This is a genomic window from Kriegella aquimaris, from assembly GCF_900103215.1.
In the GTDB taxonomy this organism is placed as follows: domain Bacteria; phylum Bacteroidota; class Bacteroidia; order Flavobacteriales; family Flavobacteriaceae; genus Kriegella; species Kriegella aquimaris.
The window spans coordinates 83,719-106,516 of the sequence record NZ_FNGV01000012.1 but is presented as its reverse complement, the minus strand read 5'-3'; the positions used below and the strand labels follow the sequence as shown (position 1 = coordinate 106,516).

General features: G+C 35.4%; 16 protein-coding genes. 1 reads left to right on the top strand and 15 read right to left on the bottom strand.

All coding sequences use genetic code 11. The features are described 5' to 3' along the window. Positions 1-100 precede the first annotated feature (100 nt). Positions 101-1,048 carry a hypothetical protein gene (locus BLS33_RS19010; RefSeq protein ID WP_089893420.1) on the top strand — a complete coding sequence of 316 codons (948 nt, stop codon included), beginning with the start codon at positions 101-103 and terminating at the stop codon, positions 1,046-1,048. An 88-nt stretch (positions 1,049-1,136) separates the two neighbouring features. Here the strand turns inward: BLS33_RS19010 and BLS33_RS19005 are convergent, their stop codons facing one another. The 15 genes from BLS33_RS19005 to BLS33_RS18935 form a co-directional block, all read right to left on the bottom strand. After that, on the bottom strand, positions 1,137-1,700 hold the full coding sequence (locus BLS33_RS19005) for a hypothetical protein (protein WP_089893417.1): 564 nt from the start codon (positions 1,698-1,700) through the stop codon (positions 1,137-1,139). Then, complete coding sequence (locus BLS33_RS19000; RefSeq protein ID WP_089893414.1) at positions 1,701-2,456, bottom strand: alpha/beta fold hydrolase; 756 nt, start codon at positions 2,454-2,456, stop codon at positions 1,701-1,703. Between the two features lie 113 nt (positions 2,457-2,569). Next, positions 2,570-3,802 (bottom strand): McrC family protein, encoded by a 1,233-nt coding sequence (locus BLS33_RS18995; RefSeq protein WP_089893411.1) that lies wholly within the window; start codon positions 3,800-3,802, stop codon positions 2,570-2,572. Further along, positions 3,795-7,010 (bottom strand): AAA family ATPase, encoded by a 3,216-nt coding sequence (locus BLS33_RS18990; protein WP_089893409.1) that lies wholly within the window; start codon positions 7,008-7,010, stop codon positions 3,795-3,797. Before BLS33_RS18990 ends, BLS33_RS18995 begins: the two co-directional genes overlap by 8 nt. 100 nt (positions 7,011-7,110) lie before the next feature. Further along, positions 7,111-10,077, bottom strand: coding sequence for a type I restriction endonuclease subunit R (locus tag BLS33_RS18985; protein ID WP_089893405.1), 2,967 nt, complete (start codon positions 10,075-10,077; stop codon positions 7,111-7,113). Then, on the bottom strand, positions 10,067-10,726 hold the full coding sequence (locus tag BLS33_RS18980) for a nucleotidyl transferase AbiEii/AbiGii toxin family protein (RefSeq protein WP_245731556.1): 660 nt from the start codon (positions 10,724-10,726) through the stop codon (positions 10,067-10,069). The genes BLS33_RS18985 and BLS33_RS18980 overlap by 11 nt, the downstream gene beginning before the upstream one ends. A gap of 29 nt (positions 10,727-10,755) precedes the next feature. Continuing rightward, positions 10,756-11,274, bottom strand: coding sequence for a hypothetical protein (locus tag BLS33_RS18975; RefSeq protein WP_245731554.1), 519 nt, complete (start codon positions 11,272-11,274; stop codon positions 10,756-10,758). A 198-nt stretch (positions 11,275-11,472) separates the two neighbouring features. Next, positions 11,473-12,339 (bottom strand): HNH endonuclease family protein, encoded by an 867-nt coding sequence (locus BLS33_RS18970; protein ID WP_089893401.1) that lies wholly within the window; start codon positions 12,337-12,339, stop codon positions 11,473-11,475. Positions 12,340-12,347: 8 nt separating this feature from the next. Further along, entirely contained in the window at positions 12,348-14,546 is a 2,199-nt protein-coding gene (locus BLS33_RS18965; protein WP_089893398.1) for an AAA family ATPase, read from the bottom strand. A 37-nt stretch (positions 14,547-14,583) separates the two neighbouring features. Further along, the gene (locus BLS33_RS18960; protein WP_089893394.1) at positions 14,584-15,540 is read right to left on the bottom strand and encodes a hypothetical protein; all 957 of its coding nucleotides are present in this window, start codon (positions 15,538-15,540) and stop codon (positions 14,584-14,586) included. 3 nt (positions 15,541-15,543) lie between these two features. Further along, positions 15,544-16,758: a restriction endonuclease subunit S gene (locus BLS33_RS18955; protein WP_089893391.1), complete on the bottom strand. Its 1,215-nt coding sequence runs from the start codon at positions 16,756-16,758 to the stop codon at positions 15,544-15,546. Next, a complete protein-coding gene (locus tag BLS33_RS18950) occupies positions 16,758-18,224 on the bottom strand; it encodes a type I restriction-modification system subunit M (protein ID WP_089893388.1) in 1,467 nt (488 codons plus the stop codon). The genes BLS33_RS18955 and BLS33_RS18950 overlap by 1 nt, the downstream gene beginning before the upstream one ends. Further along, complete coding sequence (locus tag BLS33_RS18945; protein WP_089893385.1) at positions 18,221-18,847, bottom strand: hypothetical protein; 627 nt, start codon at positions 18,845-18,847, stop codon at positions 18,221-18,223. The genes BLS33_RS18950 and BLS33_RS18945 overlap by 4 nt, the downstream gene beginning before the upstream one ends. Positions 18,848-19,007: 160 nt before the next feature. Further along, positions 19,008-20,891 carry a DUF262 domain-containing protein gene (locus BLS33_RS18940; RefSeq protein WP_089893383.1) on the bottom strand — a complete coding sequence of 628 codons (1,884 nt, stop codon included), beginning with the start codon at positions 20,889-20,891 and terminating at the stop codon, positions 19,008-19,010. 3 nt (positions 20,892-20,894) lie between these two features. Next, positions 20,895-22,376: a type I restriction-modification system subunit M gene (locus BLS33_RS18935; protein ID WP_089893380.1), complete on the bottom strand. Its 1,482-nt coding sequence runs from the start codon at positions 22,374-22,376 to the stop codon at positions 20,895-20,897. Positions 22,377-22,798: the final 422 nt, after the last annotated feature.

Below are 22,798 nucleotides of genomic sequence, written 5' to 3'. Positions count from 1 at the left end.
TTCATATCATGAAAAATTCTGATTTTGTTTGAATTGTAATGAATTGCTTTGGACACGCTGACATTTGCTATCCTATTGAAGCTAAATAAAATGCTCATATATGATTAAAGCAGTCTTAATTATTTTAGGCCTAGTTAGTATTTCTTTGATGGGGAGTACTAAGGAAAAATGTTTCGTGACCTATCAAAAGAATGGTTTTAAAGGACATGAAAAATTCATAGTTTATGTCAGGGATGAGGTGAACCCTATTTACTATTATGGTTTCGAGATTTCTCATGAAGTAGACACCTCACTATTGATTAATACTAATCAATATCGACTTCAAAAAGCCAGTATATATGAGTTTGATGGTCGAGGGATGCGTTTAACTGGTCTGGAAGCACTGGCCACTGGGGAATCGGAATTCGTTTATAAAACTTTAGACGCAATAGACTTTACAGGAGGTTGGCATGGTGATGAAAGGTTGACTGAAGTCGATTTTTTTATAGACGGCCGGGCATTGTCTGAAATAGAATTGTCTAAGGGCTTTTCTTTAAAGCCCTGTACCGAATTTAGCTATGAGCAAAAATCATTAACCTATGTGACCAAAAAGAATGGACAAACGGATTATATTAATGATGAAGTTGAGGGAGTGCATTCGAAAACATCAACTTTTAGGAATAGTGGCTACAAAACCACAAATCGAATTATTTGGCAAAAACAAAGTTGTATTGCTATTGGCTATATGTCCATATCCTCGATAGCCACCGATATGGGTGAGTTTTGCCAATCAGATATTTCAAAGAAATATAAATTGGATCGATTATCCGGAAGGAAAATAAACGATAAGAATAGCACGATTTATATTTGGAATGAGACCAACGGCACTTCTGCAATAGTTACTAGTGAATTTAGTATTAACAACGACTCGGCAATTCAGTTCGTTTGGGACGTGCCGAATTACAATAAATATTATCGAAATGTTGTCTATGAAAACTCTATTTCGGTTAATAAGGGGAATGAATGGAAAAGTGTTACTAATGTTTTGTTTAATATGGAAAAAAAGTAGCAGTTCGCAGTACCAACTTAGGGACTATCTCCTACAGTGTGTAAGATTGTTTAATTCAAAGTCCCCCTTCCGTAGTTGTCATTTGTTATCATTTCTCTCTAATGCCAACTTCATCTACTCTTGAGATTGCTGTTTTGTCTTTTAGCCTTCTTGAAAACCTATTCAAGGACTCTTTAAAAATGGATTTGTTATTGTAAATATCTTCAAATTCGACTATGACACTCACTTGCGATAAAAAAGTACGGAGATTAAATAAAAATTCCTTCTCACTAGCACTAACTCCTGATTTAAGTTTTTTTTGCAACAAAGTAATCTCATCAGTCGATTGAAGAATTTCCTTATTGTTTCGGACATAGAAAGTGTTCCAGTATTCAAATTTGAGATCATCATTCATGAGATTTACAATCGACTCTGATTTTTTATTACCCGATATAAATTCAATAGAGTTAATTATAAGTGGACCATTTCCCTTATTTATAAATTTTATATAAATATCTATTTCATAATCTCCAGTTTCAATCATCGGTAGAGGCTTGAGCGATTTCTCGTTGTGTAGTTTCTGTAGTTTTATTGACGATTTTGTGTACAATAAAGCAATTAAACTAATTATAACGGCTATGGCTCCAATAATTAAATTATAGTCTATTTCCATTTATCCTAAGATTACTTTTTTAAAGATTGAAGAATATTCTGTAAAATTAGCATCCAGGATGCAGTTATGGTCTCCATACTTCAAAAGGTGATACCTTGTCTTTTCTCCATTGTATCTATTATTGAGTATGTTGAATTGTTTGGCTGAATTAGGGAATCTAGCGTCCGTATTGTAAAATAACAATATTTGCCCGGCAAAACTATTAAGCTTAGCTTCATTGTTATAGAATTCATTTAAACCAAGGGTTAGTTCATTTGTATTTATAAAACTATGTCCACCGTGAATCATTTGATCTTCTACAATGACTCTTTTTATCCATGCAACAGTATCAAGGATTCCATTCTCAATTATCATTGTTTTCGCCTGAATTTTGCTTGCAAGCTCTATGGCGGGTAATGACCCAAAAGACCTACCGAACACTATTGTCTTTTGGTTTTTGAGAATGTCTATTTCTTGAAAATATTGGAGATCTTCAAGTAAATTGATTAAATCTTGATTGCCCTGTCTAGTTCCAAAGCCTCTATATTCATATATTATATAATTAGACTTGATTATTTCAAACAAATTTTTATACGCATTCCAAAACTCATATGCGGATTCACCATTTCCATGAAAGCAGATAATTGTCTTATCGGAACCATTATCCTGAAATAGAAATTCTAATTGTTTATCTCTTATTACTTTAAATCCATCTGGGCAGCTCTGGTCCGTCGAAGGAAAAAAAATCAAAGAGGATACATCAGTAAGACTTTTCATGCTTTGTACGATAGGGTTGATTTTTAAAGGCTTATAATAATCCTTTGTAAGATTAGTTGACTTCCTTCCGGCAAACCGGACAGCTTAAAATTAGAATTTTTCAACTATAAATTTTAATAGCTAGATAAAAAAAACCATTCCAAAATCTCTACGCCACAATTATCCTTTAAAATCCCATCATCCAAAACATTTAATTTGCCGATAGCACATTGTTGGTCTTCATCTCCTTCAAAAGGAATAAATTCCGGTTTTCTTGTCCAAAGTGAAGGATAAAGTAATAGTGCTCGGTAGGAATTCCAATATCTATTGTAAACGAACATTTGGCGCAAATCATTGGCAGACGGTTTACCGACTCCTATATTTTTCCATTTTGTATCAATAACATATGTTTTGTCCGATTTCCGTATTACGATATCAGGTCTGATTTTTATGCCGTTCCAAAAGGATTTTGATTCCTGGCCTTTGACTAACAAGCCTTCCATGTGGACAGTTTTGAGCTTTGATAAAACATACTCTTCCCATAAATCATTCATGTCAAAAAGCAAGGCGAGCATCTTTTCCTTTCCACTGGATATGTTCGGGGCAAAATTCAATATAATGAGGCGTGCAATTTCCAGGGCCGTTTTGTACGGTTGGGTCTTTCTGTTGACGGTCAGCTTCTTAAAAGTATTGGCATTCACAGTAACCTGGGAAACTGCTGGAAAATCGGCCTGAACCCGTTTACATTTTGAATAGAGGTACGTTCCCGCTGAAAACTGACCGATAATATCCATTGCCAAGGATAAAATTTGATGGATTTGATGGTCATGATCGTAAATCTGATGTGAGGTATGGAAACGTTCTTTGTGGATCAGATTTTGGTTTATATGGGCTGCAAACTCCAATTTGCCTTTTAAGGCCTTGACATTACCTATTTTGGTACGATATTGTTTTATTAAACCTTGTCGAACCAATAACTGTATCTCGTTTAGAAACCATTCGAAATAAATGTCCAACAAATGAATTTGCTGTTTATTCACATTGGCCTGGCCCACTTTATTGACTTTTAATCGCTTTGTAGCACGTAGCATATTAATCAATACTTTTTGCCATAATTCTTCATCCGAAGAACCTCCGTCTATTTTTGGTAAAATCTCGATTGTCAATCCGTCTAACTTAATGACGCCGACATATTGAGAGAATTTAATTCCTCTATGCAGTAAGGTGAAATATTGATTGTTATGAAGTTGATTCAGCTTCGCTAGGGCGTTAAAGTGTTTTTCCTCAAACTTAACGTCATTATACTGACGACCATAGTATAGTGTGCTATGCTCAAAAACTTGCAATATGCAATTGCGCTTACTCATTTGAAATGCCAAGTAACAATTTTATTGCTTTTTCTATATCAACAATTGGAGAAATGAGATTGTAGATTATATCTGTCTCGGGTACTTCTATATTTTTGAATTGTGCGAACTCAACTTTTTTAGAGTCTTTTACCTCGACAAAACCCTCACCCAAAACCAATGCAATTTTTTCATAGTCGTTATAAAAGTACTCTTGCAACAAGGGAATAATATTGTTTTTAAAAACATTTGCAAGCGCTTTCGTATCGCCACTCTTTAATTTTATAAAGTATGAATGGCCAATGGTATGATCTCTATCCAATAGAGCTTCTATGCGAGCGTTTATCGTTTCCAATACTTGCATTAAATTGAAACCATCATAGCTTATATGCTCCAATAAACCTGGTTTCGGCAGTACCTCCTCGAACACAAATCGTCTTCTTAAAGCGGTATCAAGGGCTTCAACACTTCTATCGGCCGTGTTCATGGTGCCGATAATATGAATGTTCGGGGGTACACCGAACGGTAGTTTGCTATATGGCAGTTGTACTTGGAGTGCTTCCGGTTTTCCTAAACGTTTGTCAGTTTCTAAGAGGGTAATTAGTTCACCGAAAATTTGTGAGACATTGCCTCGGTTTATTTCATCGATAATCATAACAAAGGATTCTCCGTTTCTATCCTTGTAATCTTGATTCTTGAGGGCCCTTACCACCTCTATTTTTTCTTCGAAGGTGTAGTTCCTTTCCTCATTTTTTGGCGATTTAGAAAGTTGTTTCTTATTTCGAATTGCATTTAGAACCGCCCAAAAGGTAGTAGAATTGCTACCTCCAATTATTGATCTGAACTGGTCGTTAATATTGTTAAGCTCGTTTAAATCGGTAATGGCTTTTTGTAGTTTAGAGGCTCTGTCTTTGGAAACTGTATATGTTCTAGAGCCACCGTGATGCTTCACAATAATATTCCCGTTTTGGGAAATACTATCGACAATCACTTTGCCGCCAGTTTTTGTATCCAATTCAACGATTTCCTGGGTAGCCAATTTTTCTTCCAGTTCTTGAACAAAATTGTCAAAGGCCAGCGAAAAATCAAGTACGTTTTCAATTTCTTGCGATTCGTTTTGTTTTACCATTGCGAAAGAGGCATTGATGCATAATCTAGCGAAAATACCTTCCTCAATACGATAAACAACGGGATCTCCTTCTTTTTCAGGGACAACTGGTTTAATGCCTTCGATAAAGTCCTCATAGGCCATGCTCTGATGAAACGTGGTAAAAATAATTCGGCCTTCATTAACTTTGTTTTCGAACAAGTTTTTGACATCTGCTCGTTCAAGGTAATCAACCGACTCACCTAAAAGTTCCAATGATCTATTTATTGTTTTATAGGTCTTACCAGTACCTGGGGGACCATATAAAATTTGATTAAGCGGAAAGTCCATTGCCTTTGTAACGTCTTTGTTTTCCATAATACCGAATAAGCGTTCATAATAGTTATCGTAATCAGGGTGTTCTGATTTATAGTTGGTAACATTTGTAAGCGTTTTCAATACTAAATTCAATTCTCCGGTATCCCAACTTCCTTTCTTTTTCCAATTTACTTTTCGACGACTTTTGTAATTCTCGTCATTTTCTTCGTAATAATAATCTGATGCGATTTCTCCGTAACCTAAAAGCTTCGAGGTTCCCTTTTTAACAAATACAATGTCTCCAATATTCATTTCGGACATAAACTCGTAGTTTGCTGTAGCATCATTCTTTTTTGAACTATCTGTCTGGAACAAATTTTGGAGAGCCTTGACCATTTCTTTCTTTGAACTGTATTTTGTCAAATCTCCTAGGTCATCCCAGCCCAATGCCATCATTTTATTGGCATAAAAATTTTCCCATTCCTTCGAATTTTCTCCTGGCGCATATAACCAATAGCTTGGCTCTTTCGATGCGTAAGCGAAAATTGAATAAATAAAATCTTGAGTCAAGATGTTATTATCATCTTCCCTATAAGAATCGGCTGTTAATCTATTTTGATGAAGTTTAATTAATTCTTGGTCGCTGGATATAATTTGCTTTACTTGTTGGTTAATACTATTGTTAATCAATATTTGTTTTACTACTTGCCCGGCCTTTGGGGGCTCTAGTTCGAATTCTTCACAAAACCTTTTAAGTACACTGTGTTTGAACAAGGAATATTTAGCAGGGTACTTAAAACCAAGCAATATACTTATAGCTCTTGCATCTTGGTAATGCATCTTATCATCCCTTCCCGATGACTTGTTATAGTCAACGAGTAAACGGTCCATCACCGAAATATACTCTGGAATTCGCTGTTCTATGTCCTTGTCTTCATCTAGCAAGTTCTTTAAGGCTCCAACCACTGCGTTCTGATTGATCAAGGCAAATTCTTTAAGGGTATTTATTGGCAGGAAATGACTTCCGGCCCACAAATTTTCATTTCCCGGAAAAGAAGCTTCCAACATCGCCACAAAATCATCCGCTTCTGGATTCCAATGCTTTTGAAAGTTTTGTATGGCCTCCCATTTGTATATTTCATCGTACTCCCCTGAGCTCGTAATTAATTCTTTATATTTTTTTATGTAGGGTTGTAATGCTTTTTTTAAATCCATATTGTAAACACCACTTTCAAAATCAAACCCTTCTAAAAACTTGAAATAATTTTCCTTTCCTAAAATAGCAATGGGAATACCTTTACTATGCTTTCTATCATAATCGTAAAAACCTTTGTTCTTTAAGCGTTCTTTTTTAGCGTTTTTAGATTTTATATAATTGATCAATCCCTTGTAATTTTCCGCATCGACTAAAAACAGATCTCTCTCTGGAAAAAATTCATTTATTTCATCTAACCTTGAGATTACCGAATCAACAGTTTTACCTAAATATGATTTATATGATATGGGGGCTTTTTTAAGTAACCATTTAGCGAATTCTTGTTTCATATTCAATTTTTGCACTGCTAGATTTTTAGGAACTATGTCAAAACCATTTTTTTTAAATGCCTTAAAGCAGTCTGTATCGACTCCCCCTGCAAAATAACGCTCAATTTTCCTGCCGACGGCGTGAAAGTTGGCATAAGCCATAATAGCTTTTGGTGGAAAAGTATCCCCTTCATAAATTAAGTCGTATGTAGATGATGGGCCAAAGCCATTGGGTAGGCCTCTTTCATTGTAATCGAGAATTCCTTTTATGATGTGATTCTTATTGACTTTTTCAAACATAATATTGTTACTTGTTAGAATGAAGGCATGCCCCTTTTCGTACAGCGGTTATAACATACATAAATTGTTTTTACTTTAGAATCGTGTTGTTCCAAAATTCTTAATAATACTCCTTAATATAGGCATAGGCCCTATCAAATAATGTCTGGTCCTTGATTTTATATTTGGCCCAAAGAATCTTTCTGAGTGAGCTTTGTACTTCACGTTCCCCCTGATTGGATTGTTGCCAACCAGGAAAGCTTACCATTCGAACAATGGTATCAATATCAGTGACAATTCTTTCGACAACGGCAGGCGTCTTATCTGTTTTTAATTCCAGAAACAATTCGGTCAATGCAGCTTGGGGTGTTTTTTCCTGAACGAGGTCTGCCAATTCTTTTTCTGCTTGGACCGTTTCCTTGGCCAGTTTACAGAGTTCTTTGACAAACTCAATGGAACTTATTAAACCTTGTTCCGCTTTATCCCGCAATTCTTCCAAGCGCTCACTCAACTTTTTGAATTTTGGGTTGCCAGCATGCTTTTTAAATCTCTTTACTAAAATTTTTTCCAGCTTTTTTGCATTCTTAGGGTCTGGATTATTGAATATTCCCTCTATTACATCGGCATCCAAAATAAACTCATCTAATTGGTGTACGTTGCCAACGTGAATGTTTTCGTGTATCAATTTGGTAGTTTGCGCTCCAAGAGAAAACCAAAGTAGTTTTCCTAGATTATCACTTGCTGGTCTTACAGATTCGAAAACTTGGGAAAGCCATTTGTAATCTTCATTATAAATATCCAGTATATTATCTGGAGATAAGGATTCCCAAAGTTTGGACAGGTACTTATAATCTTTGGCAAAGGCATCTTTCTTTTCATCGGTGTTAATCGCATTCTGAGCTGCTTCCAAACCTTCAAAACCAGATAGGGTTCTATCAGTTTCTTTAAAATGGCTAAGCGCTTCAAGCATGGCCTTAGGTAGTTTTTCCCTTAAATTTGATAAATTGGTTATAACTGTTTTCACACTTTCTTCATCAAATTGCAGTGCTTTGGCCGCATCATCAAATACTCCGAAATAATCTACAATTCTACCAAATGACTTGCTGGGAAATAGACGATTAGTACGACAAATGGCTTGTAAAAGCGTATGGTCTTTTAAAGATTTGTCTAAATACATGGTCTGTAAGATCGGAGCATCGAATCCCGTAAGTAGTTTGGCGGTAACTATAATAAACTTTAAATCGGATTGTGGGTCATTGAATTCATCCACCATTTTTTCTTGTTGGCCCTTGTCCATTCCCCACTTCTGCTTGAATTCTAATGCATCATTGGCAGAAGTGGAAATAACCACCCTACTGGCTTCCGTTGAAAAATAGTTGTCCAATTCTTCCTTGTATTGAACGCAGGCATAACGGTCCGGGGTTACAATCATTGCTTTAAAACCATGCGGATTGACCTTTTCTTTAAAATGGATTGCGATATCGGCTACTATTTTGGAAACACGTTCAGGCGATTTTAAAAAGGCCGCCATTTTTGCCGATTTCTTGTTCAAAGCATCCGCCTCCTCATCAGTTAGGGCCGTACTTTCTTTAAACTCCTTGAATGCCTTATCTATGTTTTCCTTGTCAACATGCACATCTAACAATCTAGGTTCAAAATGCAACGGCAAGGTTGCGTCGTCCCTAATAGAATCTTGGAAGGTATAACGAGACATGTAACCGCCGGTATCATCTTCTGAACCAAAGGCCCAAAAGGTATTTTTGTCAGCCTTGTTCACCGGAGTGCCCGTAAGACCAAAAAGGAATGCATTGGGTAAGGCTGCGCGCATTTGTCTCCCCAGATCACCTTCTTGAGTCCTGTGTGCTTCATCTACTAGAACTATGATGTTCTCGCGTGTGTTCATATTGGGCTTGGCATCACGAAACTTAAATATCATGGATACGATAATCTTTCGAGTATCTCTTTCCAACATGCCCTGTAGTTCCTTGATGCTATCGGTAGTTTCTACATTGGCAATATCTGCAGCATTAAAAGTCCCTGATATTTGGGTGTCCAAATCAGTACGGTCTACGAGTATGATTACCGTTGGACTTTTGAGTTCCGGATCCCGCCTTAGTTTTTGCGCGGCAAACACCATTAAGAATGATTTTCCCGATCCTTGAAAGTGCCAGATCAACCCTTTCTTAATACGTCCTTCCTTTACGCGTTCTACAATTTTATTGGCCCCTTCATATTGTTGAAAACGGGGAATTATCTTTATTCTGCGCTTCTTTTTATCTGTAGAGAATAATGAAAAATTCCGTAGAATATCCAACAATCGAACTGGGTTTAGTAAATGCGATAATTCTTTCCCAATTTCTCCCAGGCCCAGTCTTTTGGATAGTGCGTCCTCATCATTTTCCAACCGCCAGGGCGCCCAATATTCTAACGGACATCTTATAGCACCGTAATACAGTTCTTTTCCTTCTGTAGCGAATGAAAGTATGTTAGGCACAAATAATTGTGGAACGGCATTCTCATAAATATCATGTACTTCATGCGCACCATCCAACCAACTTACCGAAGGACGAATTGGGGTTTTTGCTTCTCCCACTACAACTGGAATACCGTTAATCAGCATTACGATATCCGGAATTTTTGTTTCTCGATGATGAATACGGAATTGGTTGGTAACTGTATATTGATTATTTGAAAGATTTTCAAAATCTATTAGCCGGATTGGCACATGACGATTGTTCTCCCCAAAAGGCATAGTTTTTTCACCGGTCATCCATTTGAAAAATTCTTCATTGGCCTTTACCAAACCTACTTGGTTTACTGCCAACAGAATTGCCCTTAATTTGTAAATGACTTCATCTGCTAAATCTGGATTCTTACTAATCTCTGGATTTAGCCTTGTCAAGGCGGCTTTTAGTTCCGATTCTACCAAGACCTCATTAACGCCTCGTTGTTGTTCTTTGGCTAATACAAATCCCCAATTTTGAGTATAATTTGGAGTAGGCTCTTGAACATCGCCTTTATTTAAGTTTACCCCAGTAAGTTGGTGTATGATGTAATGTTCTACGCTATTAAGTTCGTTAAATGCCATCAATAATATTTTGAAATCTTTCTTTAATTATTTCCATACGCTCATCTGCCTGTTCATAATACAAGCTACCTCTAATTGCTGTCATGATTGTACGGTTTTCTGTAAGGTTTTCGAGTTTCTCGGACAAATACAATTTTAGCTCTTCATCAGATGCCAATACTTGCGTTTCAATATCAGTGGTGTAGTTAAATAAGTACACTAAATCTTCCAAATCATGGCTTGCATAAATGTCTTTGATACCTCGGTCAAAAAAAGCTTCCATTTTGGTGGCCAAAAAATAGGGTAGTGGTAAAACTTTTATGATGATATCCTCTAAAGCTACAGCTATGGCCTTATCGAACCCTTTCTCAAACCAGGGGTTGGAAGGGGCCCATCCAACGGTTTCGGTAGCCATTACATCAATTAATAAATCATCGTAATGAAATCTACAGGTAACGGTGTCCTCCGCACTTTGAGAAAATCCTTTTGCCACTAAGTCTTCTCGAAGTTGTTCCAATTTTGCATAGGTCGCAATTTGAAAGGTAAGGTCAATATCTTTGGTAGGCCGAATATCTTCTGCAGCATCATCATCTATATAAAGGCTTACCATTGCACCACCTACATAAACTACTTGTTCGTTTAATTCACCTAAGGCCAATGCTACTTTCATAGTAGCTAACCTATTTGTCAAAGTATTTTTTAGCATAAACGTTGTTCTAGAATCGCTAAAGCCCTGTTTTTCTCACGAGCACGACCAACACGAACGGCATCAAAGAGCGCCAATAATTCATGAAGATCTGTATCTAGAATGACTGCTTGTGGTACGGTTGGGTATAGCGGAGCAATACTTTGACCTCTAGATTGCCCTTTGGCGTAAGGCCAAACATATTTTTCATCACTTATGAACTCCAAATCTAATGGAGGAGCACTATGAGCAGTTACAGTACCTCGAACGATAGGACCTGGGTGTTGTGGAAATGAGACTGCCAATCCATACTTTATAAAGTCAAAAAATAGTTTTCGATTGATTTCCTTTCCATTGTTAATTAAAAGACCTGAGTATGTAGATCTAGATAAAGAACTGCTTATTTCTGATTGACTCATCTCTAGGCTTAACGCCAAGTCTATTTGTGTATACGCAGGGTCGTTTAAAGAAATTAACTTTGCCAACACCACGATATCTTGTGGTTTCATTTGGTGTAAATTGTTTTTTTTCATAATTATCGTATATCGCGATATGCAATAATAATACATAACATACATATATACAATTTATTATATAAAATTATCGCATATCGCGATATGCGATATTACCTGTATTTAATCAAATTTTTCGTAATTAACAACTTGGGAATCTCTTCTTGACTCACAATAATATTCTTTATCAGAATATGAAGATTTGTTTACATCCCCTTATTATATGCTAAGCTTTATTTCTTCAAAATATTTTCTTAGTAAGGCTTGATTTTTTTGTAAACCAAACCTTCTAATAAAGTAATACTCAAAATTTAATAAGGCTGTTCTCGCTAGTTCCGAAAAAGACTGATTGTTATTATATAACTTTAAAAGTTTCAAAACTTCATTTTTTACTACGTATCGAACAGTTTCCTTACCTACATTATTCTTGTTGAAATCATTAACAACTTTTTTAAGTTCAAACAAAACATCACTTATTAACTTTTTACGAGCAATTACTAGTGGGTTTCTATATAATTTACATTTCAAAATGGTTTCTTTTCCCTCATCCGTATTGCCCTTTATTTTTCCGGAAGGCAAAAATGTAATATGTTTTCTTGGACAAGTTACTTCTGGATTAATAATTAAGGGACCTTCATTTAAATAATCCACATAATAACTCCTTAGCTTGCTGAAGTTAAGTTCTCCTGATGATATGATTGAAGGATTATTTATTCTAGTTCCAGTTGATTTTATTGGGAAAAAATTTGCTTTTGATCTATTACATTTGGAACATGAATATAGCAGGTTTGACCACTCATAACCTAACCAATAATAACCTGGATGATTTGCCTCCTCTGTAACTTTAGCTTTTGGTCTGTAGTGTTCCACTTGTAAAGATGCTCCTGCTGTAGTGTCATTCTCACAAAAAGCACATTTATTATTATATATCTGAGATAACTTAGTTTTAATAATGCTACTGGCGTAATATGGGGTACTAAACTGATGCTTTCCTTTTTCAGATAATGATTTTATTACTTTACTCCTACAATTATTAGAGGTAAGAGATGAAGGTATATTTATAAAATCTTTTGTGACTTTTTTCATTCTAAGATTTATTTAATGAAGTCATTAAAGGTTTCATCATCTTTAGCTTTTAGAATATTCAATTGTTCGTTAAGTTCAATATCTAATTCATATTTATCAAAACTATCTAAAGTATTTACTTCTAAAACATTAACGTCTTTATGGGTGATTTCTTCTAAATCAAATAAATCTGAGGTTAATAATGCATTAGGTAAAAGATTTTTAAAATTTTCTTCTAAATCATAAAGTCTCGTTGTATAAACGCCCTTATCACAATCTCTATTGACAACAAAAAATGCTGAATCTTCAGGAGCTCCCAGTAATGGAATTGGACTGTGAGTGGTAACAATAAATTGTAAAAGCGGAAATGTTTCTGAAAGGGTAATTACTAAGTCTCTTTGGGCCTTAGGATGAAGATGTAAATCAATTTCATCTATCAATACGATTCCTCGTAATTCTGATGGGTCTGAAATTTTTGGTTGCTGGTAAAATAATCTGATAATTATATCTGAAACTAAATTTAAAATATTCTTATTACCTGACGATAATTCATTCCATTTTAAAGGTGTTAATTCTTCGCTACCTTTAGTATGGATTAGATATTCAATATCAAATTTACCTCGTCCTTTCCTTTTATATTTAATAGTTCGTAAGTCAGGAATCAAACGAGGCAAAAGAGATGCAATTTGATTCATTCTAGAATCTAAATTATAATTTCTTCTGTTACCTTCCCGGTCCCATAATTCTAGTTGTTTGTCAAAACTTAGAAGTTTAGAACCATCTTCAAATAGAGATTGGAATGAACCCTTTTTACTTAGCGCTTTTTTAAATGTTTGATCTTCTATTTTCCCAGAAGTTTGTTGTAATCTATAAGGTCCATACATGGCCAACCCTCTAGAGACTATAGCTCTTTTAAGCTTAACATTTTCGTTACCAAATCTGCTAAAAGGTATTGTTCGCCTTAATGATGAAAGTTCTGCGTTAACGGTAAAGTTTTTATCTCTTAATTCTTGAGGGGATAGAGTTCTGTTACCTAAAGTGGTACCAATCGCTCTTAATAGCATTGTTTTTCCAGAACCATTTTCCCCAGTTATAAATACCCAATTTGAATCACTGAAAATTAGCTCTTCATTTTTAATTAACCCGTAATCCTTAATAGCGATTTTATTAAGTATGTCAGCTCTATTTTCGTCTTCTACAGAGTATAATGTAAGTTCGGCAGATTCACTTTGGCGGAACCTAAATAAATTATTTATTCTTTCATTAAATTCTTTTGCAGGGAATTTGATAATGTTCTCATCAATCTGATATCCTTCATTTTCACTTTTATTAATTGTTTCAATAATATTATTGATATAGCGATAGTCGTTATTTAAAAATTTATCTAAAGAATTTATATAGTCGATAAGTGGGTAATTATAATTTTTATAAAAACTTTTACCATTATCGTCTTTAATTAATTCGAGTTTGTTCGTCCAAAACTCATTATTTACCAGAAAGTTTCTTAATCGTTCATAGATGTCTGATTGTATAATGAGTTTGCAAGGTTCATTAGGGTTGATTAAAAAAGAAATTGCTGGTCTATCTTTTTTATAGTCCATACCTGTCCAGAAGGAAATGGCTACAGTTTCTTCTCCATAAAACCAATAGCCCTTATCAAGATTACCTTTATTGTTAGAGGCTCTAACAACAAAATGTAAATCGAGAAAAGTTTCTGATTTTTCTAATAAGTAATTAAATATCTCTTCGTGTAGCTTAAAATAATCACCTTCTTTTTCTAGGTTGGATTCACTTTCATCATATCTTTTCTGGATAATATCAATTGATGCGTGTGTTGCATTGATTTCCTTAATTTTATCAAGACCAAAATTGGGTCTTACGGTTTTAACAGTTCCATATCTTCCACCGCCGATGGTCGCTTTTTGTATTCCATATCTTGAAACTCCTAATTTTGGATTGTCACGGATGTGTAAAACCCATTCTTTCACCTTTACCCTAAGAGAAAAATCTTTAGATTTATCTTCATAAACTTTGCTAACAATTCCAAAAGCAACTAGTTTTCGCTCATATTTTATTATTAAAATATCATTAGATTCAATTGAATAATAAGTGCCCTTTTGCTGGGTGTCAGGGTGTAAAGCAAATTCGTTGGTCTCAATAATGTCCGTGAAATTATCTTCTATATAATCTGACCCTGGTTTGCCTGCACTAACTACAAAGAAATTCATAATTCTAATTTTTAAATACCCTAATCAATATGATTTTTCAATCCCAAAAATTTTCGTAAATAAGTTCTTCATAGCGCCAAAGAGCCATTCTTGACGTTTGAATTTGAAACTGCGTTATGTTATCAGAATTGACTTTGTCATATTCCTGCAAAAAACTCTCCCAAACAACAATGTTTTCCTGCTTTTGATTTGGATAGATATTTATAGGTTTATTATTTATGCCCATCCCTTTTAACTTATGGCCTTTTAATTCAAATTCTTTTAAAGCGAGCACTAAAACTTCATAATTGTAGTTTTCAATATTCTCCTTAAAATTGTTCAATATAGGTTGGACATAAAGCAGCAAAATCTCAGACTCTTTATGTTTTAAATATTTAAAATCATAAATTGTAGTTATTAGAATAGGTCCAAATTCAAAATCTAATCTAAATAAACCCTGTTTAAATTTTGAAATTTTTGCACTTAGCTCATCGTATTTAATCATATTATAATTTAAATCTTCCTCGCTTAAAAAAAGCTTATTAATAATGTTGACAAAAAGCATAGCATTCCCATTAGTAAATCCCATAGCACCCATAATAGTATGTTCATTAGGGTGCATCCTAGAGTTTCGCATAACCCTGGCTCTATCAAACTCGGGTTGTAAAAAAGTTAGATATTTGCGTTCACAGATTTCTTCTATAACTTTGTAAAGTTTTTTATCGTAGACATCTCCTTTCTTATTGGGAGGTGATTTTAAATCAATTTCTAATTCCTTTGCTTTTAATTTTACAGCCATTTCCATTACAAGTAATATCTTACTCATAGCCTCGTCGTAAATGGGATAATAGAAGAAGGCATGTGCCATTAGATAAGTTGCTGTTTTAAAAGCTTCTACTATATCACTTGGTACTTTAGAATGAAATTTTCCTTCTACGACAAATTTTTCAACAAAATCATCTTTAGATTTTATATTCCATATCTTCCATCTATCATCAGGTTTATACCAATTCATACCCTAAAACACCTGATTAATTAAACTCTTTTGTAAGGCTTTGGAGCTTGATTTTTTGGATTCTAAACCAAATATGTTTTTGGAAATTGATTCTAGCTTTTTTGCTATTTCAATCTGTTTATTTTTATCAATTTTAGGTACTTTGACCTTGGCTAAATCAGAATTATAAATATGCATGACTGTGGCTCCTGTTCCATATTTATTCAATTGCTGTCTAACAAATTGAGAGTTCATTAGGTAACCTAGATAATATCCATTCATATCATATGGCCTAAATATAAGAGTATCGCTTCCTGCATAAGCTTCTATATTATCTACAAAAGAAGCAGATTTTCCTATTTCTGTTATAGTTTCACCAGAACCTGCAAAAAGAACATCATCCTTTTTAAGTAGTAGACTTTTTGATTTATCCTCTTGAGAGATAAATGAATTAAATTCTCTAATTATTCTATGGTGTTTTGTGTATAATTCTCCATATCTAACACAAGGAAAACCTTCTTCTTTAACAGCTGTTTTTGGGATTCCTTTACCTTTTAGTAATTCTCCTAAATTAATTAATGGAATAAGTTCTCCTATTTTAGAATATTCTTCTAAAATCTCGCGAATCACCTTACCTTTAATTGAAATACCATGAATTTCATTCTCAATATTTGAATTTAAAGTAGATTCTAATTTTTTTAAAGCATCATTCTCCCTCTCAATCACCTCATCCATAGCCCAAAGTAATTTAGCAAGTTTGGCCTGTTGGTCTTTTGGGGGGAGGAGGAATTCGTAGTTGGCCAGGTCTTTAAATTTTACTCTTGGAGAGAGGCCACCCGCGGAATGTTTTATAGCATAATCAAAGAATTTTTCATTCTGAACTACAAAGGGCAACAATTCTGGTAGCAAGTTCTCTTTAGCTCTAAAAACCGTAATATCTCCTGAACAAATTCCACTAAATGAAGCTTGTGCGGCTTTCTTAAGATAGGCCCTTCTTCTACCAAACAGTACATCACCTTTTGAGAAGCGTTTAGTAAAAGTAGTGGCTTCTTCCAAGGTTGCCGAATTTCGTAAGTGAATATCTTCCGATTCAATATGCTCTAAGCCAACTACATGCTCAATACCGTCAGCAATGGGGTTTTTAGTAGATTCTTTAGGTTCAAAAACGACGTCGCCGAACTTCACAAGAGTCCATCTTGTTTTGTCTATTGATAATCTTTCTTCTAACAACGCCTCCATTAACTTTCCAGTATTTCAAATAGTTCATTCATTGATGATTTCAGTTTTTTTCCTGCATCATTCCAGTTTTCATAAGCCGTTTCAAAAGGTAATACCCGATTTTTTTTACTCTTCTCCGGCTGTACGTAAAGACTTATTGCCATATTGGCATTATTGGCAAGAACATCTTCAATCTTTACCAATGCTGCAAAATGTTCTTGACTTTTAAACTTTTGATGGGCATCAAATATTTTATTGATGTGCTTCTCTTCGAGAAAACCAATTGTTTTTTCTTGTTTGACTTCTTCTACGGCATTAATAAAAAGAATTTTACCTTTCTTGTCTACAGGCTTATTGGTCTTGGTTATCAATAAGCAGGCTTCCATAGGAGAGTTATAAAACAAATTGGGGCCAAGGCCTATAACGCATTCTACTAAATCGTCCTCAATCATTTTTCTGCGCATGCCGGCTTCAGCGTCTCTAAATAAAACACCATGAGGCCAAAGGGATATGGAACGGCCATTTTCTAAATCTAAACTCTTCTGTATATGCTGTTGAAAAGCATAATCTGCACAACTCTGGGGAGGCACGCCCCAAAGGTTACGGCCATAAGGATCACTTTCAAAACTTTTACGGTCCCAGGCTTTTATAGAATATGGTGGGTTGGAGAGAATTACATTGAAGGTCTTCAGTTCATCGTTATGCAAAAAAGCGGGTCGGGCCAAGGTGTCGCCACGTACAATGCTAAACTCTTCTATGCCGTGCATAAACATGTTCATACGGGCAATGGCAGAGGTAATGAGATTGATCTCTTGCCCATATAACTTTAGCGTGCGGTATTCTTTGCCTTCTTCCTTCAAATGCAGGGCACAGTTCAATAGCAGTCCACCACTTCCGCAAGTAGGGTCGTATACACTTTCCCCGGCTTGCGGGTCCATAATCATGGTCATTAGCTTTACCACGGTGCGGTTGGTGTAAAACTCGGCCGCAGTATGGCCGCTGTCGTCGGCAAATTCCTTAATCAGGTATTCGTAGGCATTGCCCAGTTTATCGTCGGGAATATTGCTTAAACTTAGTTTGTGCTGGGAGTAATGCTCAATTAGGTTGGTGAGGGTTTCATCGCTCAATCGGTTTTTGTTCGTCCAGCTGGCATCGCCAAAAATACCGTACAAGGTATCGGGGTTGGCCTTTTCAATTTCGCGCATGGCATTTTGCAGTGCCAAGCCCACATTTACGGTAGTTTCGCGAACATCGTTCCAATGGGCGTCCTTTGGTACCTGAAAATGGTGGTGCTCCGCAAAGGAGGCATATTCCAAATCGCCATCACTTTCTTTAAGGGCAACTTCAAACTCCTCGTCATACACATCGCAGATACGCTTAAAAAACAACAACGGAAAAATGTATTGTTTATAATCTCCGGCATCTATGGTGCCCCGTAATTGGGTGGCCGCCCCCCAAAGGTATTTTTCTAGTTGTTGTTGGGTCATATTGTCTCTATAATGGAGGTGTGAATGTTTTTAAATGATGTGTGGTCTACTTCAAAACCTTTACCTTCTATATCATGATAAAGAACATCTAATTTAACATTGTCTAACGCCATAACTATTTGGTTGTTTTCTTGCATAGTCTTAGCATTAATGTTGCCGCCATAGACTACGACCATATGATATTTTAAAGTATCGGAAACAACCACGTCCCTTGCTTTTTGATTTTTTAGGTTTATCCAAGCTTTATTTCTTTGCTTCAGTTTCTCAATAAAATTATGTTTCTTGGTCACGTAATCTTTTAAATAACGGTTCCAACCTAGGTCTGTTTTCAAATCAAAATAATGGGTCATAACATTTTCATTATTGACTATCATTAAATCTGGCTTAAAAGAAATGGCCTTGGATCCGTCCATTTCTCTAAAAGAAATAACCTTGTCAACATAATAAGTGAGCTCGGTACTATTTATTTTTTTTGCAACGTATAAGGCAAATAAATCCTCCACATGTCCCGATATCGAATGGGCCATTCCTCTCTGAATGGTATAACCACCATCATTATAAATTAGATTTTTAGAATCTTTTGAAATGCACTTCACTTTATCGATAAAATCTATTTCGGTCATCTGAGAAACTCTTCTTAATTATTAATACGCTCATTAGTTTTACAAATATTGTCAGTGCACTATTTACGGAGGAAACCATATCAAATTGACAGAATTATTCTACATCCCAGTTTTAACACCAGGGCAATAGGTATTAATGACATATTGCTATATTTAAGATTTAAACAAACTCATTTTTTGTTTTAGTCTCTATGGTTTTCAAAACTGAGTTAATTATATCGTTGGCACTAATGTCATTGCCTTTCGTTAGTTGTTCTATAGCCGCAATTACAAATTGTCCACGTTTTTTAATGAAAGCGTTAAAATCTGCTTTGATCTTCTCTTTTTTCATTTCAGAAGTTAAGTTTTCGTATCCACCATTTTTTAATTCTTCAATTGGAATAAGATGTGATTTTAAACGGGTATTAACAATGTCCTCACTTGTCCAATCATACCGATCCTTCAAGTAAGTAAAAGGCTCCTTATTGCTTATGTTAAGATTTGTTTTGTCTGTGATTAGAGCACAATTTAAAGCAAGATCCGTTTCTATATCAGCCTTTTTCAGAATATCTCGAGGAAACACATGATGATAATGTCTTTTGTTGTCTATAAGCTGCTGTCTGTTGATTTGTGAGCCATCTGCAAAGTCTATTGCTCCTAACTTATTGAAAATTGCCATAATCCCTCTAGCTCTAATATTTTCTCGGTTGGGCCAACCAACTTGCATTAATTCTTCTAAGGTTGACAATGGATATTTATTTCTATTTAAAACTGGAACATCACTTTCTTTGGATAAAATCACAATCTCTTTCGATTTTTTTATCTGGTTTTTTAGAGCTACAAAATCGTTATAAGCATGTGTGGCGGCAGAATTTTCATAACGATTTGTAAAGAAACTGGACCATAGATATTTTCTTAGAAGAATTTCCGCTTGTCCCCGTGCATCAAGAATTTCTGGAATATGGGTGTAAAGAGCAGCAATAACCGCTAAGACGGCATTGGTGGGCAATCTTTTTTTATCATATATACCTTGACTTTCTAAGAAGTTAGCCATTTTGGATAATCCATCTGCCATCGAATCCCAATTGGCAATCATAGTATCTTTCTCCATATCCCACATTCCCCGCTGGTTTGGTAATTTTTCTTGAATTAAAGCCGAGGTTGCAAGTATTAAAAAAGGGAGTTCAAAATAATGTTGAATATTTGTATGCTTAGAGTTTAGATTATTTTGATAGTCATCAAGTGAAACTCCTTTTACTCCCTCAATCTCAGCTCTAATAATGTCGTACTGTGATAAAGGTTTGCTGTTTGTATTCATATTTATGAATACTTGTAAAGCTGTGTCTTTTGAGGTTGCTGATGGAAGAGCTAAATAGGGTAAATTAAAATGGGCAATTGTTTCACGTACATCTCTAATGATATTAAGAAGTTTTTGCTTGCCGGTCATCCAATCCATTAACAAACTCTCATAATCATCTTCCGAATTCATTGGTTTATACTGTAACATAGCCTTTTCGACCCAACTCTCATATTCTTCTGCAATATCTCCAGGCCTAAATAAATTCATGGGAATGTAGCCGCGAGACAATGTTTCGTTAGGTATATCTACCCATAATGGTTTTAATCTTTCCTTTTTATCAATCCATCTACCTAGGTAGAACACTGTATAATCTTCATAACAATCATCACCTTCCTCCAATGTGTCATCGTAGTCGCTCAAATAAATAAAAAAGGTTTCACTTTTATAATTATTGTGTAAAGCTCTCCATAACGCGGTTAACCTTTGTTGTCCGTCCAATAAATGTTCTGTTACTCTTGCTCCTGTTTGAGGTGCTGTAACAAGGTATCTAGAGATAAATTGCTCCTTGTCCACATTAAGTAATAAAGTTACTCCCAAAGGTAAATTTTGCACTACTGTATCTAATAGACTGGCTATCCGTCTTCTGTCCCAAGCTTGATGACGTTGAAATCTTGGTAACTTAATTTCACCATTTTCAATTTTTTGAAACCAAACAGAGATTGGTCTATCTTGGGCATTGCTAGAAGGCATTTTTCTTGAATTCATATTTTATAAAAATTCGTTTAATATTGTTTTGAACTTTTCTTCTGCTACTAAACTTCTGTTCCAGGCCTTTTTTAAATCAGCTAAAGCTTCATCTACAGACGGCAAATTGTCCTCTATAATTTTTTCTACATATAGTGGGATATTTAGATTGTAATCATTTTGGAGTAAGTCTTCTTTGGTAGCTACTTTTACATAATTCTCAACATCTTTATATGTTTTGAACCATTCAAAAATTTGGGTTACATGCTCCGGCTCCAAAAAATTTTGTGCACGTCCTACACGCACTTGTTCGGAAGCATCAATAAAAATAACTTTGCCTTTCTTCTCTGTTTCTTTAGCCTGTTTGAAAACCATTACACAGGCCGCCAATTGGGTGCCATAAAAAATATTTGGTCCTAGGCCAATAACCGCCTCCAACATATCTTGCTCCAATAATGCTTTTCTAATTTTGCCTTCTGCTCCTTTTCTAAACAGAGCTCCATGAGGCAACACCACGGTCATACGACCGGTACTGTTCATAGACTTGATCATGTGCTGTACCCAGGCCATATCTCCATTCCCTTTGGGGGGTACGCCGGCGATGTTTCTTCCGTAAGGATCATTGGCCCAATTTTCTGCTCCCCATTCCTTCAATGAAAACGGCGGATTTGCAATGACACAATCAAACGTTTTTAAACCATCTACTTCGAAAAAGGCAGGGTTACGAAGGGTGTCGCCACGAACTATTTGAAAATCCTCAATTCCATGCAAGAACATGTTCATTCGGGCAATGGAACTTGAAGTGAGGTTTTTTTCCTGCCCAAAAAGTTTTAATGTTCGGTAGTCTTCGTTGTTATGTTTAAGATGGTCTACACATTCCAAAAGCATCCCGCCCGTTCCACATGCAGGGTCATAAATGGTTTCGCCCTCATGTGGGTCTAGGATCAAACCTAGTAAATGGACCACCGATCGCGGTGTATAAAATTCACCTGCTTTTTTGTTGGTAAGATCGGCAAAGTGCTTTATCAGGTATTCATAAGAGGTACCCAGTAAATCGGAATCCACATTGCTATTCCATAAGTCGTATTGAGAGAAATGCTCAATAAGGTCTATCAACAAACGATCAGAAAGTTTGTTTTTGTTACTCCATTGCGCATCGCCAAAAATGCCATATAGAAACTCCTGATTGGCTTGCTCAATGCCTCGTAATGCCTTTTCAATGGCAAGTCCGACGTTGGTGGTAGTTTCCCGAACATCTTTCCAATGGCACCCTTCAGGAATTACAAAACGATGGAATTCCGGTAAATTAGCGTACTCTGTATCTCCATCAGATTCTTCAAGAGCAATGCGGTATTCTTCATCATAAACATCAGATAGCCGCTTAAAGAACAATAATGGAAAAATGTATACCTTAAAATCTGAAGCGTCTACAGGTCCTTTTAATATCCATGCGGCTTTTGATAAATATTGTTCTAATTGGGAGAGAGTGATTTTATCTTTGGTCATTATTCTATGTTGGTGTAATTGGTGCTTGTGAACAAACCTTAAAACTTTGGCAATTTCAATAAGTATTTACTTAATTCGATTCATCGGTTTCCAATGTTATTTGTTTTATTTAAAATTCATTTGCTTCGTTCCCTTAAAGTGCAACTTCTTGAGTGGCCTCCAAATGCCAATCTAAGCTTCGATAAATGAACGAATTTAAAGACCTCAATCTTTTTGCATATATGTAAAGGTCTTTTCGGCAATCGTCTACAATGGGCCAAATAAAAGATGCCAGTTTGTTTTACGATGATTTGTTCACTTGTTGTTACTGGTTAGTAGCTTGAACCTCTAAATATATCGATTTCCAATAAAATGTCACGGGGTATTTTAACAAATTACTAAAAAAGCAATGTGAGTACAATACGGATTTGTGTAATCCTAAA

Excerpts from the sequence above, each read along its gene's own strand:
- BLS33_RS19000 (WP_089893414.1), bottom strand. The coding sequence starts at position 2,456 with ATGAAAAGTCTTACTGATGTATCCTCTTTGATTTTTTTTCCTTCGACG.
- BLS33_RS18940 (WP_089893383.1), bottom strand. The coding sequence starts at position 20,891 with ATGAATTCAAGAAAAATGCCTTCTAGCAATGCCCAAGATAGACCAATC.
- BLS33_RS19010 (WP_089893420.1), top strand. The coding sequence starts at position 101 with ATGATTAAAGCAGTCTTAATTATTTTAGGCCTAGTTAGTATTTCTTTG.
- BLS33_RS18960 (WP_089893394.1), bottom strand. The coding sequence starts at position 15,540 with ATGAATTGGTATAAACCTGATGATAGATGGAAGATATGGAATATAAAA.
- BLS33_RS18995 (WP_089893411.1), bottom strand. The coding sequence starts at position 3,802 with ATGAGTAAGCGCAATTGCATATTGCAAGTTTTTGAGCATAGCACACTA.
- BLS33_RS18945 (WP_089893385.1), bottom strand. The coding sequence starts at position 18,847 with ATGACCGAAATAGATTTTATCGATAAAGTGAAGTGCATTTCAAAAGAT.
- BLS33_RS18975 (WP_245731554.1), bottom strand. The coding sequence starts at position 11,274 with ATGAAAAAAAACAATTTACACCAAATGAAACCACAAGATATCGTGGTG.
- BLS33_RS19005 (WP_089893417.1), bottom strand. The coding sequence starts at position 1,700 with ATGGAAATAGACTATAATTTAATTATTGGAGCCATAGCCGTTATAATT.
- BLS33_RS18965 (WP_089893398.1), bottom strand. The coding sequence starts at position 14,546 with ATGAATTTCTTTGTAGTTAGTGCAGGCAAACCAGGGTCAGATTATATA.
- BLS33_RS18935 (WP_089893380.1), bottom strand. The coding sequence starts at position 22,376 with ATGACCAAAGATAAAATCACTCTCTCCCAATTAGAACAATATTTATCA.
- BLS33_RS18980 (WP_245731556.1), bottom strand. The coding sequence starts at position 10,726 with ATGAAAGTAGCATTGGCCTTAGGTGAATTAAACGAACAAGTAGTTTAT.
- BLS33_RS18990 (WP_089893409.1), bottom strand. The coding sequence starts at position 7,010 with ATGTTTGAAAAAGTCAATAAGAATCACATCATAAAAGGAATTCTCGAT.
- BLS33_RS18970 (WP_089893401.1), bottom strand. The coding sequence starts at position 12,339 with ATGAAAAAAGTCACAAAAGATTTTATAAATATACCTTCATCTCTTACC.
- BLS33_RS18950 (WP_089893388.1), bottom strand. The coding sequence starts at position 18,224 with ATGACCCAACAACAACTAGAAAAATACCTTTGGGGGGCGGCCACCCAA.
- BLS33_RS18985 (WP_089893405.1), bottom strand. The coding sequence starts at position 10,077 with ATGGCATTTAACGAACTTAATAGCGTAGAACATTACATCATACACCAA.
- BLS33_RS18955 (WP_089893391.1), bottom strand. The coding sequence starts at position 16,758 with ATGGAGGCGTTGTTAGAAGAAAGATTATCAATAGACAAAACAAGATGG.